The 20670-nt window shown below is 59.1% G+C and carries 23 protein-coding genes and 4 tRNA genes; 14 read left to right on the top strand and 13 right to left on the bottom strand.

Going from position 1 to position 20670, the window contains the following annotated elements; genetic code table 11:
* Window positions 1–60: 60 nt before the first annotated feature.
* Window positions 61–1215 (bottom strand): class C beta-lactamase, encoded by a 1155-nt coding sequence (gene ampC, locus PMI21_RS07135; RefSeq protein ID WP_338010002.1) that lies wholly within the window; start codon window positions 1213–1215, stop codon window positions 61–63.
* A 160-nt stretch (window positions 1216–1375) separates the two neighbouring features.
* Between ampC and PMI21_RS07140 the strand changes: the two genes are divergently transcribed.
* Window positions 1376–2254: a LysR family transcriptional regulator gene (locus tag PMI21_RS07140; protein ID WP_007940430.1), complete on the top strand. Its 879-nt coding sequence runs from the start codon at window positions 1376–1378 to the stop codon at window positions 2252–2254.
* Between the two features lie 40 nt (window positions 2255–2294).
* Here the strand turns inward: PMI21_RS07140 and gudD are convergent, their stop codons facing one another.
* Both gudD and PMI21_RS07150 read right to left on the bottom strand, forming a co-directional pair.
* The gene (gene gudD / locus PMI21_RS07145; protein ID WP_007940428.1) at window positions 2295–3638 is read right to left on the bottom strand and encodes a glucarate dehydratase; all 1344 of its coding nucleotides are present in this window, start codon (window positions 3636–3638) and stop codon (window positions 2295–2297) included.
* A gap of 24 nt (window positions 3639–3662) precedes the next feature.
* Window positions 3663–5009, bottom strand: a complete 1347-nt coding sequence (locus PMI21_RS07150; protein WP_007940426.1) for an MFS transporter — start codon at window positions 5007–5009, stop codon at window positions 3663–3665.
* A gap of 283 nt (window positions 5010–5292) precedes the next feature.
* Between PMI21_RS07150 and PMI21_RS07155 the strand changes: the two genes are divergently transcribed.
* On the top strand, window positions 5293–6009 hold the full coding sequence (locus tag PMI21_RS07155; RefSeq protein WP_007940425.1) for a FadR/GntR family transcriptional regulator: 717 nt from the start codon (window positions 5293–5295) through the stop codon (window positions 6007–6009).
* A gap of 40 nt (window positions 6010–6049) precedes the next feature.
* Here PMI21_RS07155 and trhP read toward each other — a convergent pair whose 3' ends face one another.
* The 4 genes from trhP to PMI21_RS07175 all read right to left on the bottom strand — a co-directional run bounded on the left by trhP (window position 6050) and on the right by PMI21_RS07175 (window position 8670).
* Window positions 6050–7375, bottom strand: coding sequence for a prephenate-dependent tRNA uridine(34) hydroxylase TrhP (trhP, locus tag PMI21_RS07160; protein WP_033064157.1), 1326 nt, complete (start codon window positions 7373–7375; stop codon window positions 6050–6052).
* Between the two features lie 257 nt (window positions 7376–7632).
* A complete protein-coding gene (locus tag PMI21_RS07165; RefSeq protein ID WP_007940423.1) occupies window positions 7633–7815 on the bottom strand; it encodes a hypothetical protein in 183 nt (60 codons plus the stop codon).
* Window positions 7816–7916: 101 nt separating this feature from the next.
* Window positions 7917–8111 carry a hypothetical protein gene (locus PMI21_RS07170; RefSeq protein ID WP_007940421.1) on the bottom strand — a complete coding sequence of 65 codons (195 nt, stop codon included), beginning with the start codon at window positions 8109–8111 and terminating at the stop codon, window positions 7917–7919.
* A gap of 193 nt (window positions 8112–8304) precedes the next feature.
* A complete protein-coding gene (locus tag PMI21_RS07175; RefSeq protein ID WP_007940420.1) occupies window positions 8305–8670 on the bottom strand; it encodes a hypothetical protein in 366 nt (121 codons plus the stop codon).
* Between the two features lie 242 nt (window positions 8671–8912).
* Between PMI21_RS07175 and PMI21_RS07180 the strand changes: the two genes are divergently transcribed.
* Entirely contained in the window at window positions 8913–9731 is an 819-nt protein-coding gene (locus tag PMI21_RS07180; RefSeq protein ID WP_007940419.1) for a shikimate 5-dehydrogenase, read from the top strand.
* Window positions 9732–9906: 175 nt separating this feature from the next.
* On the opposite strand, the gene PMI21_RS07185 is transcribed toward PMI21_RS07180, so the two are convergent.
* Window positions 9907–10554 carry a YceH family protein gene (locus PMI21_RS07185; RefSeq protein WP_007940418.1) on the bottom strand — a complete coding sequence of 216 codons (648 nt, stop codon included), beginning with the start codon at window positions 10552–10554 and terminating at the stop codon, window positions 9907–9909.
* 127 nt (window positions 10555–10681) lie between these two features.
* Between PMI21_RS07185 and PMI21_RS07190 the strand changes: the two genes are divergently transcribed.
* Window positions 10682–11191: a DUF1993 domain-containing protein gene (locus PMI21_RS07190; protein ID WP_007901777.1), complete on the top strand. Its 510-nt coding sequence runs from the start codon at window positions 10682–10684 to the stop codon at window positions 11189–11191.
* Window positions 11192–11263: 72 nt separating this feature from the next.
* Here PMI21_RS07190 and sstT read toward each other — a convergent pair whose 3' ends face one another.
* The gene (gene sstT / locus PMI21_RS07195; protein ID WP_007940417.1) at window positions 11264–12496 is read right to left on the bottom strand and encodes a serine/threonine transporter SstT; all 1233 of its coding nucleotides are present in this window, start codon (window positions 12494–12496) and stop codon (window positions 11264–11266) included.
* Between the two features lie 333 nt (window positions 12497–12829).
* Between sstT and PMI21_RS07200 the strand changes: the two genes are divergently transcribed.
* Window positions 12830–13984 (top strand): MFS transporter, encoded by a 1155-nt coding sequence (locus PMI21_RS07200; protein WP_007940416.1) that lies wholly within the window; start codon window positions 12830–12832, stop codon window positions 13982–13984.
* 4 nt (window positions 13985–13988) lie between these two features.
* Here the strand turns inward: PMI21_RS07200 and nhaR are convergent, their stop codons facing one another.
* A complete protein-coding gene (gene nhaR, locus PMI21_RS07205; protein ID WP_007940415.1) occupies window positions 13989–14888 on the bottom strand; it encodes a transcriptional activator NhaR in 900 nt (299 codons plus the stop codon).
* Between the two features lie 162 nt (window positions 14889–15050).
* Here nhaR and PMI21_RS07210 point away from each other — a divergent pair, with 162 nt between their 5' ends.
* Window positions 15051–15293: a hypothetical protein gene (locus PMI21_RS07210; RefSeq protein ID WP_007940414.1), complete on the top strand. Its 243-nt coding sequence runs from the start codon at window positions 15051–15053 to the stop codon at window positions 15291–15293.
* A 28-nt stretch (window positions 15294–15321) separates the two neighbouring features.
* On the top strand, window positions 15322–16071 hold the full coding sequence (locus PMI21_RS07215) for a TerC family protein (protein ID WP_007940413.1): 750 nt from the start codon (window positions 15322–15324) through the stop codon (window positions 16069–16071).
* A gap of 79 nt (window positions 16072–16150) precedes the next feature.
* On the opposite strand, the gene PMI21_RS29740 is transcribed toward PMI21_RS07215, so the two are convergent.
* A complete protein-coding gene (locus tag PMI21_RS29740) occupies window positions 16151–16321 on the bottom strand; it encodes a hypothetical protein (RefSeq protein ID WP_177318302.1) in 171 nt (56 codons plus the stop codon).
* Window positions 16322–16492: 171 nt separating this feature from the next.
* On the opposite strand from PMI21_RS29740, the gene PMI21_RS07225 reads away from it, so the two are divergent.
* From PMI21_RS07225 to PMI21_RS29110, 3 genes are all read left to right on the top strand, one after another.
* Window positions 16493–17221: a hypothetical protein gene (locus tag PMI21_RS07225; RefSeq protein WP_007940410.1), complete on the top strand. Its 729-nt coding sequence runs from the start codon at window positions 16493–16495 to the stop codon at window positions 17219–17221.
* Between the two features lie 93 nt (window positions 17222–17314).
* A complete protein-coding gene (locus tag PMI21_RS29940) occupies window positions 17315–17530 on the top strand; it encodes a DUF6021 family protein (RefSeq protein WP_007940409.1) in 216 nt (71 codons plus the stop codon).
* A gap of 12 nt (window positions 17531–17542) precedes the next feature.
* Window positions 17543–17767 carry a hypothetical protein gene (locus tag PMI21_RS29110; protein ID WP_007940407.1) on the top strand — a complete coding sequence of 75 codons (225 nt, stop codon included), beginning with the start codon at window positions 17543–17545 and terminating at the stop codon, window positions 17765–17767.
* A gap of 71 nt (window positions 17768–17838) precedes the next feature.
* Here the strand turns inward: PMI21_RS29110 and pbpG are convergent, their stop codons facing one another.
* Window positions 17839–18777, bottom strand: a complete 939-nt coding sequence (pbpG, locus tag PMI21_RS07235) for a D-alanyl-D-alanine endopeptidase (protein ID WP_007940406.1) — start codon at window positions 18775–18777, stop codon at window positions 17839–17841.
* Between the two features lie 260 nt (window positions 18778–19037).
* The gene (folD, locus tag PMI21_RS07240; RefSeq protein WP_007940405.1) at window positions 19038–19892 is read right to left on the bottom strand and encodes a bifunctional methylenetetrahydrofolate dehydrogenase/methenyltetrahydrofolate cyclohydrolase FolD; all 855 of its coding nucleotides are present in this window, start codon (window positions 19890–19892) and stop codon (window positions 19038–19040) included.
* Window positions 19893–20167: 275 nt separating this feature from the next.
* Between folD and PMI21_RS07245 the strand changes: the two genes are divergently transcribed.
* The 4 genes from PMI21_RS07245 to PMI21_RS07260 all read left to right on the top strand — a co-directional run bounded on the left by PMI21_RS07245 (window position 20168) and on the right by PMI21_RS07260 (window position 20648).
* Window positions 20168–20244 (top strand) — tRNA-Arg (locus tag PMI21_RS07245).
* A gap of 32 nt (window positions 20245–20276) precedes the next feature.
* A tRNA-His gene (locus PMI21_RS07250) sits at window positions 20277–20352 on the top strand.
* Between the two features lie 57 nt (window positions 20353–20409).
* A tRNA-Leu gene (locus PMI21_RS07255) sits at window positions 20410–20494 on the top strand.
* 78 nt (window positions 20495–20572) lie between these two features.
* Window positions 20573–20648: transfer RNA gene (locus PMI21_RS07260), tRNA-His, on the top strand.
* Window positions 20649–20670: the final 22 nt, after the last annotated feature.

The following is a 20670-nucleotide window of genomic DNA, read 5'->3' as shown; positions in this document are numbered from 1 at the left end:
GCTGCGCGGCCGAACGCAGCCTCGCAGGCTCGGCAGCTGCTACGGGACCGAGTCATTCGGCTATTCGGTCAGCGCACTCAATATTTTGTGAGCGATTTTGATCCGCTCCGGGTTCGGGTAGTTTTTGTTGGCCAGGATCACGATGCCGATGTCCTTCGCCGGGATAAAGGCGACGTAGGCGCCGAAGCCGCCGGTTGAGCCGGTTTTATTGATCAGCACAGCGTCGCGTTGAGGTTGTGGCGGGGTCAGCCACTGGACTTCATGGGCCTCAAACGCCATCTGCGACGAGTTGCCGGCCAGTAAAGTGTCGAGCGTCACCGGGTAGTTGTAGAGCTCCCATCCCAACCCTTGAGTCATGCCGCCAACCGTGTAGTAACCGGTATGAGTGATGGCGATCGCTTGCTGCAAGGGTTTTTCCAGCGAAGCCGGATTCATGTTCGCCTCAACATAGCGAAGCAGGTCCGAGGCGCTGGTTTTCACGCCGTACGCTTCGGAATCCAGCGCGCCCGGCTCGACCCGCACAGGTTTGTCGTCCTTGGTGTAACCCTGGGCGTAAAGCCCCATCTGATTCTGCGGCACCTTGAGGTAGCTGTGCTTGAGGCCAAGTTTGGGTAGCAAGGTTTTTTCCATCAGCTCATCGAACGGCGCCTCCATGCTGTGGGCCGCCAGATAGCCGAACAACCCCAGGCTGGGGTTTGAATACTGGCGATGAGTGCCGGCGGCGTAAGTCGGTTTCCATTGCTTGAAATAGCCGAGCATTTTGTCCTGATGGTCTGCCTCGCTGGGGAATTGCAGGGGCAGGCCGCCGGCGGTGTAGGTGCCGAGTTGCAGCACGCTGATATTGTCGAACGCACTGCCGCGCAAGGCCGGCAGCACCTGGCTGGCGTTGTCCGACAAGGACAGTTTGCCGGTCGCCTGGGCATAGGCGGCGAGGGTGGCGGTGTAGGTTTTGCTCACCGAACCGATCTCGAACAGGGTGTTTTCGGTGACGGCTTTGCCGTTTTCTTTCGAGGCTACGCCGTAGTTAAAGTAATGCGGCTGACCATGGACGGTGATTGCGACCGCGAGGCCGGGGATCTTCTGTTGCTGCATCACCGGTTCGATGGCGGCTTTAACGATGGTTTCGATGCGCTCGTCAGCAAAGCTGTGGCTGGCACCGAGGAGAAGTGCGAAAGCGCTGTAGGATATGAGTTTCTTCTGATTTTTTTTACGCATGATTGAGACGCTGTCCATGATTGTTCGTGGTGTTAACCGCTACACTCCGAGCGGTTTTTCAAGGCGGTCCGCTATTGGGCGAGCCAAATCTAGGCAGTTTGGCGAAGACCGGCAAACGACGATATTTCGGATGAGCCATTAGAAAATTTTGGGGGGTGGCATGATTCGACCTCATCTGCCGCTGAATGCGCTGCGTGCTTTCGAGGCCTCGGCGCGCCATTTGAGTTTCACCCGGGCGGCGGTGGAGTTGTGCGTCACGCAGGCGGCGGTGAGTCATCAGGTCAAAAGCCTTGAGGCCCAGCTTAACGTGACCTTGTTCAAACGCCTGCCCCGCGGGCTGATGCTGACCAGCGAAGGGGAAACCCTGCTGCCGGTGTTGCGCGAATCCTTCGACCGGATCGCCGAAACCCTGGGGCGTTTCGAGGGCGGGCATTTTCGTGAGGTATTGACGGTGGGCGCCGTAGGGACGTTCGCGGTCGGTTGGCTGTTGCCGCGATTGGCGGATTTTCAGAAGAAACATCCGTTCATAGATTTGCGTCTGTCGACCAACAACAATCGGGTGGACGTGGCAGCCGAAGGCCTGGATTACGCCATTCGCTTTGGCGCGGGGGCGTGGCACGGGATTGAAGCGGTGCGGTTGATCGAGGCTCCGCTGTCGGTGCTCTGCGTGCCAGAGATTGCCCGGCAATTGCACACGCCAGAGGATCTGTTGCAACAGACACTGTTGCGCTCCTATCGCACGGACGAATGGTCGGAGTGGTTTCAGGCGACCGGTCTTTCGGCCCATGCAGTGCTGCCCCGAAGCATCGTCTTCGATTCTTCTCTGGCGATGATGGAGGCGGCGCTGCAAGGGGCGGGCGTTGCCTTGGCGCCACCGCTGATGTTTGCCCGACAACTGGCGGCGGGTGCAATCGAGCAACCGTTCGCCATCGGGATCACCACCGGCAGCTACTGGCTGACCCGCTTGCAGTCGCGCCCCGAAACGTCGGCGATGGCGGTGTTCCGGGGCTGGCTGCTGCAAGCGGCCCAGATGAAATAGTGTGGACACCACTCCTTGTGGGAGCGGTGTTTCCAGAGGTTTAGCGCACCAGGCACGGCCGCTTGTTATCGAACTTCCATCCCGGAATCAGAAACTGCATTGCCACGCTGTCATCCCGTGCGCCCAATCCCATGCCTTTGTACAGTTCATGGGCCTTGGCCAGTTGATCGACGTCCAGCTCAACTCCCAGGCCAGGTTTTTTCGGTACTTGCACGCAGCCATCGACGATTCGCAGCGGCAACTGGGTCAGGCGCTGGCCGTCCTGCCAGATCCAGTGGGTGTCGATGGCCGTGATCTCGCCCGGCGCGGCGGCCGCGACGTGGGTGAACATGGCCAGGGAAATATCGAAGTGGTTGTTGGAATGCGAACCCCAGGTCAGACCCCATTCATGGCACATCTGCGCCACCCGCACCGAGCCCTGCATGGTCCAGAAGTGTGGGTCGGCCAACGGAATGTCTACTGACTGCATCTGGATCGCGTGGCCCATTTCCCGCCAGTCGGTGGCGATCATGTTGGTCGCGGTTTTCAGGCCCGTGGCCCTACGAAACTCGGCCATGACTTCACGGCCCGAGTAACCGTTTTCCGCCCCGCACGGGTCTTCGGCGTAAGCCAGAACGTGATGCTGATCCCGGCACAGGCGGATCGCTTCCTTGAGCGACCAGGCGCCATTCGGGTCGAGGGTGATGCGCGCATCGGGGAAGCGTTCGGCGAGGGCGGTGACCGCTTCGATTTCCTCGTCGCCACTCAACACGCCGCCCTTGAGTTTGAAGTCCTTGAAGCCATAGTGGGCGTGAGCGGCGACCGCCAGGCGCACCACGGCGTCGGCGCTCATGGCTTTTTCGTGACGCACGCGGAACCAGTCGTTGTCGGCGTCCGGTTCGCTGCGATAGGCCAGATCGGTTTCGTTGCGATCACCGACGTAAAACAGGTAGCCGAGCATCTTCACTTCGTCGCGCTGCTGGCCTTCGCCGAGCAAAGCGGCGACCGGCACGTCCAGGTGCTGACCGAGCAAGTCGAGCAGGGCGGCTTCCAGGCCGGTGACCGCGTGAATGGTGATGCGCAGGTCGAACGTCTGCAAACCGCGACCACCGGCATCGCGATCGGCGAAGGTCTGGCGCACTTGATTAAGGATCTTCTGGTAGGTGCCGATCGGGCTGCCGACCACCAGTGAGCGCGCGTCTTCCAGGGTCTGGCGAATGCGTTCGCCGCCGGGTACTTCGCCGACCCCGGTGTGGCCGGCGTTGTCCTTGAGGATCACGATATTGCGGGTGAAGAACGGGCCATGGGCGCCGCTCAGGTTGAGCAGCATGCCATCGTGGCCGGCCACCGGCACAACCTGCATGCTGGTGATAATCGGGGCTTTTGCGGCTTCTTGTGGGTTCATGCTCTTGTCCTTTAAAACCAATGTTCAGGCGTGATGAGGTGCTGATTTGCCCAGTGCAACGGCAGGTGCGGGTTTCGGTTTATTGCGCGCGGCGAAGACGATGATTGCGGCGATGATCGAGGTGGCAGCCAGGCCGTACAGCCCGCTCTGGATTGAACCGGTGTGCTCCTCCAGCAAACCGAAGGTGGTTGGCGCCACGAAGCCGCCAAGGTTGCCCACCGAGTTGATCAGCGCGATCACGCCGGCAGCGATCCGCGCATCCAGGTATGCCTGAGGAATCGGCCAGAACAGCGACGAAGCTGACTTGAAACCCAGTGCGGCGAAGCAGATCGCAACGAAGGCGAAGATCGGCCCGCCGGTGGTGGACATGAACATCCCCACAGCAGCGATCAGCAGGGCAGTGGCGACCCAGGCTTGCTGGTGCTTCCATTTGCCCGACAGCGAGGCAAAGGCGTACATGCCGACGATCGACAGCAACCACGGAATCGAGTTGAACAAGCCGACCTGGATGTCGCTCAGGTCGCCCATTTTCTTGATGATGCTCGGCAGCCAGAAGGTCGCGGCATAGATGGTCAATTGAATGAAGAAGTAGATCAGGCAGAACAGAATGATCTGGCGATCCTTGAGCAGTGTACCCAGCGACGGTTTGATCGGCGTCGCGGCTTCGCGGGCCAGTTGTTCGTCATCGATGGCTTTGACCAGCGCGTCCTGTTCAGCAAGGGTCAGCCATTTGGCGTCGTGGGGTTTGGAGTCCAGCCAGAACCAGACGAACACGCACAACCCGACCGAGAACATGCCCTCGATGAAATACATCCATTGCCAGCCGTGCATGCCCAAGCCGTTGATTTGCAGCAGCAACCCCGACAGCGGGCCGGAGATCAACGACGCAATCGCCGAGCCGCTGAGGAAGATCGCAATCGCCTTGCCGCGTTCCACACCGGGCAACCAGCGGGTGAAGTAATAAATCACTCCGGGGAAGAATCCGGCCTCGGCCACACCGAGCAGAAACCGCAGGATGTAGAAGTGGGTTTCGTTCTGGATGAACGCCATGCAAGCGGCCACCAGGCCCCAGGTCAGCATGATGCGGGTCAGCCAGATTCGCGCGCCGACTTTTTGCAGGAGGATGTTGGAGGGGACTTCGAACAGCGCGTAACCGATGAAGAACAGACCGGCACCGAGGCCGTAGGCGGCAGCGCCAATGCCCAGGTCATGTTCCATGTGGGCGCGGACGAAGCCGATGTTCACGCGGTCGATGTAGTTGACGATGAACATGATCACGAACAGCGGCAGGACGTGACGTTTCACTTTCGAGATGGCGGACTTCAGGACCGAATCGGCGCCATCGTGCATCCGGGGTATGGATGTATTCACTGGTTTTTCTCCCACTCGTTATTTTTATGCGGGGTGTGGCTGGGTGTTGCGTTGTTGATAGACATCATACAACTGAATTTTTTGATTCGACAAGCGCAGCAGTCCAATAAAATGGCTATTTATTTGGTTTTTTCTATGCTTTTTCTGGTCGGGCGTGGGGGTGCGATGGTGCTTGAGTGGTCAATTTGTTGAGTGTTGTCATACAAGTTTGCTGCTGTTTTCTGAAGATTCCAGGCGATCCCGGTGCTACGATCCGGGTAGCCCTGCTTTACGGATAATCACCATGCAAGAAGACATCGACGCACCCGCCCGCAAGCGCGCTCACAACCTGGCCCATGATCTGGTGGCCAAGCTGACCCAGAGCATCCTGCTCGGCCAGATGCTGCCGGGGGACAAGCTGCCGTCGGAGAACTCGATTGTTCAGGAGCATGGGGTCAGCCGCACCGTGGTGCGCGAGGCGATTTCGAAATTGCAGGCTTCAGGGCTGGTGGAAACCCGTCACGGCATCGGCACCTTTGTCATCGAGCGCGCGCCGGAGCAGGGGCTGCGACTGAATGTCGATACCGCGCTGGGGGTGCGCAGCATTCTGGAGTTGCGCATGGGCCTGGAAACCCAGGCCGCCGCGCTGGCAGCGGTGCGTCGCACCGATCAGCAATTGGCGCAGATGCGTGAAGCGCTGGATGACTATCAAAGTTTGCTGGCCAACAACGACAGCTGCGTCGAAGCCGACAAACGCTTCCACCTGCTGATCGCCGAAGCCACCGGCAACGTGTGCTTCACCGAGATCATGCAGCACCTGGGCAATGCGATGATTCCGCGCACCCGGGTCAATGCCGCCGAGCGCGGGTCAGCGGATTTGAGCAAGCTGGGGCAACTCGCCAACCTCGAACACGAGGCGATTCTCAACGCCATCAAACGCCAGGATCCGGATGCAGCGCGAGCAGCGATGTGGTTGCACCTGACCAACAGCCGCGACCGCTTTTCGGCGGGCGGCAGCTGATTCGTCAGTGCGTAGGAGCGAGGCTCGTCGCTCAGATTTCTTAACTCACACCAACATCGCGCATCAGCAATCCATAACGCAAATCCACCGCGTCCGGTATCGGCAAATACACCGTATGCCCATCCCCGGGCGCCACTTCTATCGACTCGCCTTTGAGATTTTGCAGTTGATGCAAATCAAAGTGGAAGTTGCCCTTGGGCGTCATCAGTTCCATGTGATCGCCCAGACCAAAACGATTCTTCACCCGCACCTCGGCCAGCCGGTCACGGCGTTCGCCGGTCAACTCCCCAACGAACTGCTGGCGCTCCGAAACCGAGCTGCCGTTCTGGTAGTTCTGATATTCGTCATGCACATGCCGACGCAGAAAACCTTCGGTGTAGCCGCGCTGAGCGAGGGATTCCAGATCGGTCATCAAGCTGCGATCGAACACCCGGCCAGCCACCGCATCATCAATCGCGCGGCGGTAAACCTGGGTGGTGCGCGCGCAATAGAAATGCGATTTGGTCCGGCCTTCGATCTTCAGTGAATGCACGCCCATTTGTGTCAGGCGCTCGACGTGCTGGACAGCGCGCAGGTCCTTGGCGTTCATGATGTAGGTGCCGTGTTCATCCTCGAATGCCGGCATCAGTTCGCCAGGGCGATTGGCCTCTTGCAACAGGAACACCTGATCGGTCGGCGTACCGAGGCCCAGAGTCGGTTCGGGTGAGTAGTGCTGGACGATTTCACCCAGTTGATTTTCGCTGGCCGGTGTCGCCGAGTATTTCCAGCGACAGGCATTGGTGCAACTGCCCTGATTGGCGTCACGCTTGTTCATATAGCCCGACAACAGGCAGCGCCCGGAATAGGCCATGCACAACGCGCCGTGCACAAACACTTCCAGCTCCATCGCCGGGACGTACTGACGGATTTCGGCGATTTCTTCCAGCGACAGTTCGCGGGACAGGATGATCCGGCTCAAGCCCTGTTGCTGCCAGAACTCGACGCTGGCCCAGTTCACCGTGTTGGCTTGCACCGACAGGTGGATCGGCATCTGCGGGAAGTGCCGGCGCACCAGCATGATCAGGCCGGGGTCGGACATGATCAACGCGTCCGGCGCCATGCCGATTATCGGCTCCAGGTCCTTGAGGAACGTTTTCAGTTTGGCGTTGTGCGGGGCGATGTTCACCACCACATAAAAGCGCTTGCCCTGCGCCTGGGCCTCGCTGATGCCAAGCGCGAGGTTGGCGTGATCGAATTCGTTGTTGCGCACCCGCAGGCTGTAGCGCGGCTGGCCGGCGTACACCGCGTCGGCGCCATAGGCGAAGGCATAACGCATGTTTTTCAGGGTGCCGGCAGGGGCGAGCAGTTCCGGGGGGATGAGTGGCATGGCGCAGGTCATGGCAGTGTCGATCGCAAAAGCCGGCAAGGGTAAGCGGCCTGCACGCGGGGTTTATTGATCTGGATCTATGCTTGACCAACAAGCAGATGGCACTCGCACCAGCCGTGGCGGACTAAACATAAGCTGCTCTGGGGGGTGTTGATGGCATTCCTGTCGCTGTTGCTGGCGGTGGGGGGGGCGGGTATCGTCTGGGTCATGTCGAGCCGGGCGATTTTCGTCGATATCAAACAGCGGGTTCAGCCGCCTTAAGCGCTGAGCTGGCCTGAACCGATGCGTTGCGACAGGGCTTGGGCGTCGGGAAGCGAAGTGAGCGGACCGCTGATCGGTTCGCCGTCCTGCACCAGATACCAGCAGGCGAGCAATCCCAGCGCTCTGAGCGGTGCGGGAACGGCGCTGCCGATAACGGACATAATCTGAACCTGAGCCATAAGTGCCTCCATCAATCTATGGGGCCACCTTACGGACCGGACGCTTGAACGGACAATCAACACTTTCGATAGTCGTCATTGATGCCGGTGAGTGTTGGCGGTCAATCCACGACTTGATCGAGCATATGCATGACTTCCTGCTCATTGAGCAGGCCTTTGCGCACCAGGTTTTGCGTCAGCAGCGAGAGAAACTTGGCGCTGCGATGGCCTTCCAGGTGCTTGAGTTCGGTCAGTGCGTTGTACACCTTGCTGGAAGTGCACAGGCCGACAATGCGGTGCGGGTTTTGTGTGGGCATGAGCTCGTCCTTGTTTTTATCAACCTGTTGTTTATGGACAAATACAAGCTTGCGGGCCTGTCATGACATAAATATGACCAACTTTACTTGCCGGCACTGTCCCGACAGCGACCTTGACGAGATTTATTCAGACTTCGCTCGCCCTGTGGCCACAAAAAAGGCCCCGCTGTTGAGGCGGGGCCTGATGAGTCCGTTACCAGCGGTCGCCACGGTAGTAACCATGGGGAGGGCCCCAGTAGCCGTGCGGTGGGCCATAGCCGCGTGGTGGACCGTAATAAATCGGTGCCGGGCGGTAGTAGATCGGTTGTTGGACGTAGACCGGCGCCGGTTGATAGTAGACAGGCGGTGGCTGTACGTACACCGGTTGAGGCTGAACGTAAACCGGTTGCTCTACATACACCGGCCGGTCGCGACCGATAATTGCCGAGCCGATGATTGCCGAGCCGACGATCGCACCAAACACAGCCGGACCTTCCCAGCCACGACCACCTGCTTCTGCCTGCCCTGCGATAGCGAGAGCACCGATCAGCAAGGCTACTGTGGGGATTTTACGGATCATGATAAGTCCTCGGTTCTTCGACCCGGCGCTTGCGCCTGCAATAGGCACAAGTTGTCGCGGGGATACTTCTAAGACAGCTTTTTTTTGAAAATCAGCACAGCCGTTGGGTAAATTTTGTGTAAGGTCTGTACCGGTTTCTTTACCGTGCTGTGTGCCTGGTACAGACAGACCTTTATGATCGACCACAATCGGGTGGAATGGTTATTTCCGTCCATCTGAAAGTGCTATTGAAGGAGATTCGGATGCAGATGAACCCCAACAAAGACACCCAGTTGTGCATGTCACTCTCGGGGCGCCCCGGCAATTTCGGCCTGCGGTTTCACAATCATCTGTACGAACAACTGGGGCTGAATTTTTACTATAAGGCCTTCAGCAGCCAGGACCTGACGGGGGCTGTCAGCGGCATTCGTGCGTTGGGCATTCGGGGTTGCGGCGTGTCGATGCCGTTCAAGGAGGCTTGCATCGCGCTGGTCGATGAGCTGGACGCATCGGCTGAAGCTATTCAATCGATCAACACTATTGTCAACACTGGCGGCCATCTCAAGGCCTACAACACCGATTACATCGCCGTCGCCCAGTTGCTTGAAACCCATCAGGTGCCCAAGGATTCGACCTTTGCCCTGCGCGGCAGCGGCGGCATGGCCAAGGCCGTGGCCAGTGCCTTGCGCGATGGCGGCTACAAAAACGGCCTGATCGTGGCCCGCAACGAACGCGCCGGGCGTGCCCTGGCCGAATCGCTGGGCTACCAATGGCAGGCGGAACTGGGCGCTCAACGCCCGCAGATGCTGATCAACGTCACGCCGATCGGCATGACCGGCGGCCCGGAAGCCGATCAACTGGCGTTCCCCCCTGAAGCCATCGCTGCTGCCGAAACTGTCTTCGATGTGGTGGCGATCCCCTCGGAAACACCGCTGATCGTGCATGCTCGTGCCGAAGGCAAGCGGGTGATCACCGGGCTGGAAGTGATTGCCATCCAGGCGCTGGAACAGTTCGTGCTGTACACCGGCGTGCGGCCGACCGATGAGCAGTTCCAGAAAGCTGTGGCGTTTGCCCGGAGCTGAATTCCGATTATTGGTTGGACCTGTGGCGAGGGAGCTTGCTCCCGTTCGGCTGCGAAGCAGTCGCAAGGCCGGCAAAAACTCGGTGTGCCAGATGTGATGCGTTGACTGCTTTGGGGCCGCTTCGCGACCCAGCGGGAGCAAGCTCCCTCGCCACAGGGAGCTCGGGAGCACGGGGTTATTCGAGGCGCGCCAGGCGTTCTTCCAGCGCCGCAATCCGCGCTTCAAGTTCTTCGATTCGCTCAACCGACACTCCGCCACTGGCGCCGCGTTCCACCGGGTTCTGCCGGGCGGCGAGGATCGCTTCGATATCCGTCGGATCGCCCAGCGCATGCATGTAACGATCTTCGCGCTGGCCGGCCTGGCGCGGGATCAACAGCGCCAGGCCTCGGGCGATCAAGCGCTCCAGTTGATGCACCACCTGCTCGGCATCTTCGAAGTCATGCATGCGACCGCTGCGGGTCAGCAGTTCGTTGACCGTCTGCGGACCGCGCAGGAACAACAGCCCCGTCAGAATCACCTGTGCCGGCACCAGTTCCAGCGCCTTGTCGACCCGATGTTCCCAGCGGTCGGCGCGGCTGCCCATCACCAGTCGGGTGAAGCCACGACCTTCAAGGGCCCGCAGGCTCTGGCCGACCTGGCCCTGGCTGAGGTTCATCACCGGTTCGCGGCTGGTTTTCTGGTTGCAGGCAATCACCAGGGCATTGAGGGTCAGCGGATAGGTTTCCGGGCTGGTGGCCTGTTTCTCGATCAACGAGCCCAGAATGCGGATTTCCGTGCTGTTGAGCCGCGGTTCGTCGAAGGTCGTCTCTTGTTCAGTGCTCATCGCGCTTTTCCCTAGGCAGTCGAGCCGCCTAGCCTAATCCTTGCTGGATAAAAGACAAGTCGCAGGGCACGCCGGCATGGCTATAATCGCTCCACGTTTTTTACTCCTGTCACCACACGAGACTGCCATGACTATTTCCCTGTACGCCGCTTCCGTTCCGGTTTTCCAGCAAATGCTCAACGCCCTGAGCAACAACCTGAGCAAGGCTGAAGCTCACGCCACCGCGAAAAACATCGACCCGAACGCGTTCCTGCAGGCCCGTCTGTACCCGGACATGTTCCCGCTGGTGCGTCAGGTGCAGATCGCCGTTGATTTCGCCAAGGGTGTTTCGGCGCGTCTGGCTGAAGTCGAACTGCCGAAATACGACGACACCGAAACCACCTTCGCCGAACTGCAAGCATTGATCGCCAAGGTCCTGGCCTTCATCGGCGAGATCAAACCCGAGCAGATCGACGGCAAGGAAGGCATCGAAATCGTGACCCGTCCAGGCACTCCCAAAGAGAAGCGCTTCACTGGCCAGGCTTACCTGCTGAGCTACGGTCTGCCGCAGTTCTTCTTCCACGTCACCACCGCTTACGCGCTGCTGCGTCACAACGGTGTGGAAGTGGGCAAGCGCGATTACATGGGCGCGTTCTAAACCACCCAAAGCACAAAAAAGCCCGCCAAGGTGTAAGCCTTGGCGGGCTTTTTCGTTGTTGCAGGTGCGTCGTTATGCCAAACGCTGCGCCTTCAACTCTTCACCCTGGCACGCCGCCGCGGTGAACAGCACGTCGGTGGAGGAGTTCAGCGCGGTTTCCGCCGAGTCCTGCAACACACCGATGATGAAGCCGACCGCCACCACTTGCATGGCGATTTCGCTCGGGATGCCGAACAGGCTGCACGCCAGTGGAATCAGCAGCAACGAACCGCCAGCCACGCCCGAGGCGCCACAAGCACAGATTGCCGCGACGATGCTGAGCAGAATGGCCGTCGGAATATCCACGGCGATGCCCAGGGTGTGCACGGCGGCCAGAGTCAGTACCGTGATGGTGATCGAGGCGCCGGCCATGTTGATGGTCGCGCCGAGGGGGATCGATACCGAATAGGTGTCTTCGTGCAGGCCCAGTCGTTTGCTCAATTCCAGGTTGACCGGAATGTTCGCCGCCGAGCTGCGGGTGAAGAACGCGGTGATACCGCTCTCGCGCAGGCAGATGAGTACCAGCGGATACGGGTTGCGACGCAGCTTCCAGAACACGATGGCCGGGTTCATCACCAGCGCCACGAACAGCATGCAACCCAGCAGCACCGCCAGCAGGTGCATGTAGCCGATCAAGGCGCCGAAACCGGAAGTGGCGAGGGTAGAAGCCACCAGGCCGAAGATTCCCAGCGGCGCAAAACGAATCACCAGGCGCACGATCACGGTCACGCCATTGGACAGATCGTCCAGCACTTCGCGCGTCGTCTCGCCAGCATGGCGGATCGCAATGCCCATGCCGATCGCCCACGCCAGAATGCCGATGAAGTTGGCGTTCATCAGTGCGCTGACCGGGTTATCAACCACGCTCAGCAGCAGGCTTTGCAGCACTTCGCTAATGCCACCCGGTGCGGTTACCGCAACGTCCTGGGTCGACAGCACCAGGCTCGACGGAAACAGCGTACTGGCGATCACTGCAACCACGGCTGCGGCGAAGGTGCCCAGCAGGTACAGAAACAGGATCGGCCGGATATGGGTTTCCTGGCCGTGCTTGTGGTTGGCAATTGAAGCCATGACCAGCACGAACACCAGAATCGGCGCGACAGCCTTGAGCGCCGACACGAATACTTTGCCGATGAAGGCGGTGGATTTGGCCACCTCGGGCACGAACAGGGCCAGGGCAATCCCGGCGATCAGGCCGATGATGATTTGCGTGACCAGGCTGCTGCGTTTCAGGCGTTGCAAGAGAGAAGGGGATGAAGCGGTCATAACGGTATCTCTGATTTTATTAGGGTGCAGGGTTCCTTGGCTCATGCAGCAAAAAGCCGGGCAGGCCACATGGAGGAACCGAAGGGGGCGCCACATCAATGCCAATCAATGGCCGATGAGCAAGGTGTCAATCTCGCGGGTCGCGGACTTTATCACAGCGTAGCCGCGATCCTTCAGACCTGTGACGATCTGCCACCCGATTGTTCAACGCGATTTGCAGGTTCGTGCAACCTCGTTTGGAAACACTCTGTTAAGCTTCGCCATCCTCATTTTCTAGTTCTGCCAGTGGGCCTTCGGGCTATCGCTGGTGTCGTCGTTTTCCTGGAGTTTTGCATGCTGTTGCCCATTCTTCTGTTGTCCGCCGCCGGTTTCACGGTGCTGACCACGGAATTCATCATCGTCGGCCTGTTGCCGGCAATCGCCCGTGACCTGGACGTCAGCATCCCTCAAGCGGGTTTGCTGGTGACCCTGTTTGCGTTCACCGTGGCCGCGTTCGGGCCGTTCCTGACGGCGTACTTCGCAAGGTTTGAGCGGCGCAAACTGTTCATCAGCGTGCTGATCATGTTCGGCCTGGCCAACACGCTGGCGGCATTTGCGCCGAACATCTGGGTGATGGCCATTGCCCGGTTGATTCCGGCGCTGGGCTTGCCGGTGTTCTGGGCGTTGGCCAGTGAAACCGCGGTGGACATCGTCGGGCCGGACTACGCTGGGCGGGCGATTGCCAAGATCGGTTTCGGCATCGTCTGCGCCACGGTGTTCGGCATTCCGGTGGGTACGCTGATTTCCGACGCATTCGGCTGGCGCAGTGCTTTCGGCATTCTGGCGGTGATCGCGTTTGCCAAGGCGCTGCTGCTGTTTATCTACCTGCCGAAAACCAGCCTGCACCAGCATCAGGTGAGTTTCCGTTCACAGTTCAAGATCCTGCGCAGCCCGCTGATGCTGGGTCATGTACTGCTGTCGATCCTGGTGTTCAGCGGCATGTTCACCGCCTACACCTACCTGGCCGACATTCTTGAACGCCTCGCCGGTTTCAACGGCACCGTGGTCGGCTGGTGCCTGATGGGCTTCGGCGCGGTCGGGCTGATCGGCAACTCACTGGGCGGTCGTGCGGTGGATCGTCACCCGCTGATCGCTTCTATGACGTTTTGCGCGTTCATGGTTGCCGGCATGGTGACGCTGGTGCCGAACATTCATTCGCCGCTGGGGCTGGCGGCGGCGATGGGGATTTGGGGCGTGACCCAGGCGGCGTTGTTCCTGGTCAGTCATGTGCGTTTGATGAAGGCTGCGCCTGAAGCGCCGGCCTTTGCTGCGTCGCTGAACATCGCCGGGGCCAACCTCGGGATCGGCCTGGGCGCCATGGTCGGCGGCCGGGTGATCGACAGTGTGGGCCTGGGCGGACTGGGTTTCGCCGCAGCCGGTTTTATCCTGGTTTCGATTCTCCTGGCCATGGCGCTGATGACCTTCAAGCCCCGGGAAGTCTGCGCCTGAGGCTTCACATTTCGGTAAACAGTTCGCGTCGGGCGCCTTCGGTAATGGCGACAATGCCGGGGTGCTTGACCTTGCGTTCCACCGAAATGGCGTAGAACGACTCGCGCACCGCGTCGGTCTGGCCGATCAACTCCACGCCGCATTGGCGTTTCACTTCATCGGCAATCACGCTCGGGCCGATGAAAATCCCGCTGCCGGATTGGCCGAAGGCCTGCATCAAGGCGCTGTCGTCGAACTCGCCGACGATTTGCGGCTGGATCTGCTGTTCGGCAAACCAGCGTTGCAAGCGACTGCGCACCACGGTTTCCGGCCCGGGAATCAACAGCGGGGCGCCGTGCAGGCTGTGGGGGAAATCCTGGCCGTATCGCGCGGTCAGTTCGGCGGTGGCGAAGAAGCTGATACCGCATTCGCCGAGCTTCTGGCTGTAGCCCTTGATGTCCAGGTGCGAAGGCATCGGGCTGTCGGAAATCACCAGGTCGAGGCGTTGAATCGCCAGGTCGGCGAGCAAGCGTTCCAGTTTGTCTTCGCGGCAGGTGATGCGTAGCGGCTCGCTCAACTCCATGGTCGGCGCGATCAGGCGATAGACGATGGATTTGGGCACCACATCGGCGACGCCCACCCGAAACAGAATCTGTTGCTCATTGGGCTGCGCCCGCAGCATCAGTTCCAGCTCGCCCCCGAGTTGAAACATCTGCTCGGCGTAGGGCAGGGTCTGACGCCCGGCTTCGGTGAGTTCCAGCTGCCGCCCGACCCGGCGAAACAATTCGATGCCATAGGTTTGTTCGAGCAGGGAAATCTGCCCGCTGATGGTTTGTGGCGTCAGGTTCAGCTGCTCGCAGGCGCGCACGATGCTGCCGGTCTTGGCCACCACCCAGAAATAGTGCAGTTGTCGGTAGTTCAGCATTGTTTTGTGTCCCCCCAACGCATGGCGACTGGGTTTTGATTCGTAAAAACCGAAGTATAACCGCTGAAAATACGAATTTTCCTGAAGTGTTTGCTTCCTTAGAATGCCTCGCTATCGACGGATCGCCTTTTGGGTTCTGTCTGTTCTATCGAGGAAAGCATCATGAAGCTTAAAACCACCGCGCTGCTGATCACGTCTTTACTGGTGTTGGCCGGTTGCGACCAGGCCGAGAAAAGTGCTCAGCAATTGATGGGCAAGGCTGCCGAAAGCGCCAAACAGGCGATTGACGATACCCACAAAGCAGCCGAACAAGCGTTGAGTGAGGCCACGAGTGGCCTGATCAGCAAGAAAGAGCAACCGGCCAAAGAGACGGGCAAAACCGATTCTTCGTCCCAGGAAATCTAAACCGTCTACAACGAGTCAGGACTGACCCATGGAATACCTTTTAGAACTTGCTGCAAGCCCCACCGCCTGGGTCGCCCTGGCCACGTTGGTGGTGATGGAAATCGTGCTCGGCATCGATAACCTGATCTTCATCTCGATCTTGACCAATAAGCTGCCCGAACAGCATCGCCAGAAGGCGCGGCGCATTGGTATCGGCATGGCGTTGATCCTGCGCCTGGGACTGTTGAGCACCATCGCGTTCATCGTCCAGTTGACTGAGCCGGTGATCGATATTCTCGGTCACGCGTTCTCCTGGAAGGACATGATCCTGATCGCCGGCGGCCTGTTCCTGTTGTGGAAGGCGACCACTGAGATCCATCACAGCATGGACCCGTCACCGGAAGATCCGACATCAGCCACCTCGACTGTGACCCTGGGCTTTGCCGCCGCAATCGGTCAGATCCTGATGCTGGACATGGTGTTCTCCATCGACAGCATCATTACCGCTGTCGGCATGACCGAGCATTTGCCGATCATGATCATCGCAGTGGTGGTGTCGGTCCTGGTGATGTTGCTGGCCGCGGACCCGCTGGCCAAGTTCATCAACGACAACCCGACCGTGGTGATGCTGGCACTGGGCTTCCTGATCATGATCGGCATGACGCTGATCGCCGAAGGTTTCGGCGCCCATGTACCGAAAGGCTACGTCTACGCGGCCATGGCGTTCTCGGCGACGATCGAAGGCTTGAACATGCTGTCGCGGCGGGCCAAACAGAGGCGCGTAGCCGCAGAAGCTTAAGCGCCGATAAACGAAGCGGCCGCCTGAACTCGCAAGAGTCCAGGCGGCCGTTTTTGTTTATGCGACTGAAAAGCGCGGGTCAGTGTGCGGTGGCGGGGCGTGTAGCCGGTTTATCGGTTTTCGTCACGGGCGCCGATTGAACCGGGTGGTGATGGTGCCGGCGGGTAATGCGCAAAACGCCCCACAACATGGCGGCGGCCACTGCCAGCCAGCCGGAAATCAACATCACAATGGTCATTGTCAGGCTCATCAGTGCCTCCTCTTTGCCCTGCAGCGGGCGCACACTCTTCCTTGGTAAATGACAGTCTAGCCGCTGCTGTGTTTCAGGCTATTGACCAAAGGTCGCCTGTCACCAACCGGTTCGCTCTATCAAATGCAATCAACCGCCGGTTAAGGCTATACCGCTGCCGCGCGGCATCCTATGATCGACGGCCAAGCCGGCCGCGTGATCGCCTGGCGTCTGAACAAGAGAGTGATGATGGTGCGGGTATTTTCTCGAATTCGATCTTTGGCACTGATCGTTGGCTGCGTTGCCGGCCTGGCTGGCTGCGCGGGGAGCGTGGCGCCTGAGATCAAGCGTCTACCGGAGCGTGTCGAACTCAGCGGTACGTTCTACCGCGGGCAAAGTTATCAAAGCGGGCCTCAAGTGCTGGCCAGCCTGTTATCCCAACAGGACATCGTGATAACCCCGGGGCTGCTCGAAAAACCCCTGCATTTGCCGGGTGCCGAAGACCGGTTGCAGCAGAACATGCAAAACCTCGCCCGCGAATACGGAATGGTGGTCTATCCCCTCGACAGCCAATTGCCGGCACTGCTGACCCAGGTCGCGGCCGGTTATCCAGTGATGGTGCGCATCACCGAAGGCTCGGCGTTCTGGGCCGGGCCGCGATACGCCATTCTTGCCGGTTACAACCGTCAGAAGCAGACCGTGTTGCTGCGCACCGGGATGGATCGTCGGTTGCTGATGGGGTTCAGCGCCTTTGAGTCGGCGCTCGAGAATGCCGGCGGGTGGGCTGTTTTGATCCAGAAGCCGGAGCAGATTCCGGCCAACGTCGATCAGCAGCGCTGGCTGAAAGCGGTGAACGATCTTGCCCAGTCAGGTCAGGAGCAAGCGGCAGCCAGGGCAAAGAAGGCGCTGACCGCGCAGTAGTTTCCGCTCGTCATCTGCAAGGCACGACTCAGCGTTTTTGGTCTCTTATATAAAGAGCCCGGGTTCTCGCCGGGTCGTGACCAGGAGGCGTCCATGGTTCATCCCAATACCCCCGTCGGCCCGCACTCGTCCGAGCATTCGTCCGATAATGAGTTGGGGTTCGACCCCGATTCTCCGGACGTTGCCGATCCTCAGGTCGACCCCATCGGGCCTGCCAGGGCGCCCAGGGACATAAAGCCGGGTGAGGAGGGCAAGAAGAAGCCGGCCAAGCCTTACGACCCGCTCGGTAATCTGAGACCCAAGTCGTAGTGAGAGGTGCATATGTCTACCGATTCGAGCTTCGATGACAAACATCCGGACTCTCCCGATAGTGTTCCAACAACCCTTGAGCCGGACGTGGACCCGGTGATGGATCCGGACAGTCCGTTAAGGGACCCCTTGGCCAGGCCGACGGTAGTGCCGACGAAGCATCCACAGGGCTGGCGAGACCCGAGTGCCGGGGATGGCATTCCGGATGACGATCAGATGCCGTTACCCAATGATTGACCGCCGGACGAAAACCGCCTGCCAACAAAAAGCCCCGATTATTCGGGGCTTTTTGTTGGCAGGTTTCGATCTTATTTCGATGCCTCAATCACACCGCTCTGGCGATGTTTGAGGTTCTTGTCTGACTTGTATTGCAGGGCCACGGACGGCACGTTGGTGCTCTTGCCTGTTTCGACCCAGTTACGAATCCGTGTCGCATCGGCAAAGTGCGTGTACTTGCCGAAGGCATCGAGAATCACCAGCGCAACCGGACGGTTACCCATGCTGGTCACCAGCACCAGGCAGTGACCGGCCTCGTTGGTAAAACCGGTTTTCGTCAGCTTGATGTCCCAGTTCGGCTTGTTGATCAAATGGTCGGTGTTGCGGAACCCCAAGCTGTAGTTGGGTTTACGGAACGAAACGGTTTTTTCCTTGGTGGTACTCAGCTCAGTCAGCAGCGGGTACTTGTGCGCGGCGATCAGCAGTTTGCTCAGGTCGCGGGCGGTGGACACGTTGCGTGGCGAGAGGCCCGTCGGTTCGACGAAGTGGGTGCTGGTCATGCCCAGCGCCTTGGCTTTGGCGTTCATGGCTGCAATGAATGCGACATAACCGCCCGGATAGTGATGGGCCAATGTCGCGGCGGCACGGTTTTCCGATGACATCAGGGCAATCAGGAGCATCTCGCGGCGCGACAATTCGCTTTTGAGTTTGACCCGGGAGAACACACCCTTCATTTCCGGGGTGTCGCTGATGTTGACGGGAATGTATTCGTCCATGTTCTGCCGCGCTTCCACGACCACCAGGCCGGTCATCAGTTTGCTGACAGACGCGATGGGTACGACGACGTCAGGATTGCTGGCATAGATGACTTTGTTTGTTTGCAGATCCATCAGCAAAGCGCTGCCGGACGCGATCTTCAGATGTGAATTGTCTCGTGGCGCCGCGGTGGTTTCAGCGGCGTTGACCGTTGGCGTGATGAAAGTCCCTGTAACTGCAAAAACTAGGCTCAGGATGGAAAGACGGATTTTCACGCTGGCAGACTCATAAAGGGTGGATATGCCGTTCTGTAACGGGCTGTTTCTTAAAAACGTCGCATTTTAGGAGTATGTGCCAGGAAAGCCATAGGCGCCTGTAAGACTGGGGGTAAAAGTGAAGAATATTTAATGAGGTGGCTCTTTTTCAGCCATCTGGTCTTGCAGCTTTCCTTCGGTGCTCACGCTTTTTTCTACAGGCAAAAAGAACCCCGCGATGGGCGGGGTTCTTTTATGCGACGCTGCGCGCGAGCGTGAACTCAGCTGTGCAGTGTTTCGGCGGCGTACAACGTGTTTTCCAGCAGGCAGGCGCGGGTCATCGGGCCGACGCCACCCGGTACCGGCGTGATCCAGCCGGCGCGAGCCAGGGCGGACTCGTAAGTCACGTCGCCGACCAGTTTGCCGTCTTCCTGACGATTGATGCCGACGTCGATCACGATCGCGCCTTCCTTGATCCACTCACCTTTGACCAGGCCCGGCTTGCCGGCGGCAACCACTACCAGATCGGCGCGACCGACGTGGCCGGCCAGATCCTTGGTGAAACGGTGGGTGACAGTCACGGTGCAACCGGCCAACAGCAGTTCCATCGCCATCGGACGGCCAACAATGTTGGACGCCCCGACAATGACCGCGTCCATGCCGTAAAGATCGGCACCGGTGCTTTCCAGCAAGGTCATGATGCCTTTGGGCGTGCACGGGCGCAGCAGCGGAATGCGCTGGGCCAGACGACCGACGTTATAAGGGTGGAAACCGTCGACGTCCTTGTCTGGACGAATGCGTTCCAGCAATTTTGAGGCGTCCAGGTGTTCAGGTAGCGGCAGCTGAAGCAGAACGCCGTCGATCGCCGGGTCGTCGTTCAAGCGATCGATCAGATCGGTCAGCGCTGCTTGAGTGGTGTCGGCAGGCAGGTCATAGGCTTGGGAAAGGAAGCCGACCTCTTCACAGTCTTTACGCTTGTGCGAGACATAAACCTGAGAGGCAGGATCGCTCCCGACCAGGATCACCGCGAGGCCGGGCGTGCGCAGGCCTTGCTGGCGACGCTCGGCGACTCGTTGGGCGATCTGCTGGCGCAGGCTGGCGGCGATCGATTTGCCGTCGATTAGTTGTGCAGTCATTGCGCGTGATTAACCATCGAGAGGGGAAAAAAAGAGAGCGCATTCTCGCATGTCACGAGGTGAGGGCAAAGGCGCTTGGTCTGCAAATTCCCCTAACTCCTTTAATTAAATGAATTTTTTTTAAAAAGGATTTGACGACCTTCGGGGGGCTCTATACTATTCGTCGCACTTGTCGGGCACAGCCTAGCACTGGTTAAGAAGGTCGAGCGGAGTTACGGTTTCGCAAGACTGAAAAGCACTTAGTTTGTAGTCCTTCAAGGGTACAGATTAACAAGGCGCCCGTAGCTCAGCTGGATAGAGCATCCGCCTTCTAAGCGGATGGTCGCAGGTTCGAGTCCTGCCGGGTGCGCCATTAGGCAGCATTGGCACAAGTAGCGCGATATGGTGGGCGTAGCTCAGTTGGTAGAGCACGGGATTGTGACTCCCGTTGTCGTGGGTTCGATCCCCATCGTCCACCCCATATTTCGAAAGGCGCCAGATTAACAGTCTGGCGCCTTTGCTTTAACAGCTTCAATCCGCGGATGTGGTGGAATTGGTAGACACACTGGATTTAGGTTCCAGCGCCGCGAGGCGTAAGAGTTCGAGTCTCTTCATCCGCACCAAATAAAGCTTCACTCATGCCGCTTGGCTTGATTGGGGCACAACAAAGAAGTTGTTTGGCTTCTTTGTCACGCAATATGGTGGGCGTAGCTCAGTTGGTAGAGCACGGGATTGTGACTCCCGTTGTCGTGGGTTCGATCCCCATCGTCCACCCCATATTCCGAAAGGCGCCAGATTT

Source organism: Pseudomonas sp. GM18 (assembly GCF_000282195.1).
Taxonomy (GTDB): Bacteria; Pseudomonadota; Gammaproteobacteria; order Pseudomonadales; family Pseudomonadaceae; genus Aquipseudomonas.
Note: the sequence above shows the minus strand (reverse complement) of the source record. Positions and strands in the feature narration are given on the sequence as shown.

Excerpts from the sequence above, each read along its gene's own strand:
- PMI21_RS07210 (WP_007940414.1), top strand. The coding sequence starts at position 15,051 with ATGAAGCTTAAAACCACCGCGCTGCTGATCACGTCTTTACTGGTGTTG.
- trhP (WP_033064157.1), bottom strand. The coding sequence starts at position 7,375 with ATGCCACTCATCCCCCCGGAACTGCTCGCCCCTGCCGGCACCCTGAAA.
- nhaR (WP_007940415.1), bottom strand. The coding sequence starts at position 14,888 with ATGCTGAACTACCGACAACTGCACTATTTCTGGGTGGTGGCCAAGACC.
- PMI21_RS07215 (WP_007940413.1), top strand. The coding sequence starts at position 15,322 with ATGGAATACCTTTTAGAACTTGCTGCAAGCCCCACCGCCTGGGTCGCC.
- PMI21_RS29940 (WP_007940409.1), top strand. The coding sequence starts at position 17,315 with ATGGTTCATCCCAATACCCCCGTCGGCCCGCACTCGTCCGAGCATTCG.
- PMI21_RS07155 (WP_007940425.1), top strand. The coding sequence starts at position 5,293 with ATGCAAGAAGACATCGACGCACCCGCCCGCAAGCGCGCTCACAACCTG.
- PMI21_RS07175 (WP_007940420.1), bottom strand. The coding sequence starts at position 8,670 with ATGATCCGTAAAATCCCCACAGTAGCCTTGCTGATCGGTGCTCTCGCT.
- PMI21_RS29110 (WP_007940407.1), top strand. The coding sequence starts at position 17,543 with ATGTCTACCGATTCGAGCTTCGATGACAAACATCCGGACTCTCCCGAT.
- PMI21_RS07185 (WP_007940418.1), bottom strand. The coding sequence starts at position 10,554 with ATGAGCACTGAACAAGAGACGACCTTCGACGAACCGCGGCTCAACAGC.
- PMI21_RS07180 (WP_007940419.1), top strand. The coding sequence starts at position 8,913 with ATGCAGATGAACCCCAACAAAGACACCCAGTTGTGCATGTCACTCTCG.
- PMI21_RS07165 (WP_007940423.1), bottom strand. The coding sequence starts at position 7,815 with ATGGCTCAGGTTCAGATTATGTCCGTTATCGGCAGCGCCGTTCCCGCA.
- PMI21_RS29740 (WP_177318302.1), bottom strand. The coding sequence starts at position 16,321 with ATGAGCCTGACAATGACCATTGTGATGTTGATTTCCGGCTGGCTGGCA.
- PMI21_RS07170 (WP_007940421.1), bottom strand. The coding sequence starts at position 8,111 with ATGCCCACACAAAACCCGCACCGCATTGTCGGCCTGTGCACTTCCAGC.
- gudD (WP_007940428.1), bottom strand. The coding sequence starts at position 3,638 with ATGAACCCACAAGAAGCCGCAAAAGCCCCGATTATCACCAGCATGCAG.
- sstT (WP_007940417.1), bottom strand. The coding sequence starts at position 12,496 with ATGACCGCTTCATCCCCTTCTCTCTTGCAACGCCTGAAACGCAGCAGC.
- PMI21_RS07225 (WP_007940410.1), top strand. The coding sequence starts at position 16,493 with ATGATCGACGGCCAAGCCGGCCGCGTGATCGCCTGGCGTCTGAACAAG.
- PMI21_RS07190 (WP_007901777.1), top strand. The coding sequence starts at position 10,682 with ATGACTATTTCCCTGTACGCCGCTTCCGTTCCGGTTTTCCAGCAAATG.
- folD (WP_007940405.1), bottom strand. The coding sequence starts at position 19,892 with ATGACTGCACAACTAATCGACGGCAAATCGATCGCCGCCAGCCTGCGC.
- PMI21_RS07200 (WP_007940416.1), top strand. The coding sequence starts at position 12,830 with ATGCTGTTGCCCATTCTTCTGTTGTCCGCCGCCGGTTTCACGGTGCTG.
- PMI21_RS07140 (WP_007940430.1), top strand. The coding sequence starts at position 1,376 with ATGATTCGACCTCATCTGCCGCTGAATGCGCTGCGTGCTTTCGAGGCC.
- ampC (WP_338010002.1), bottom strand. The coding sequence starts at position 1,215 with ATGCGTAAAAAAAATCAGAAGAAACTCATATCCTACAGCGCTTTCGCA.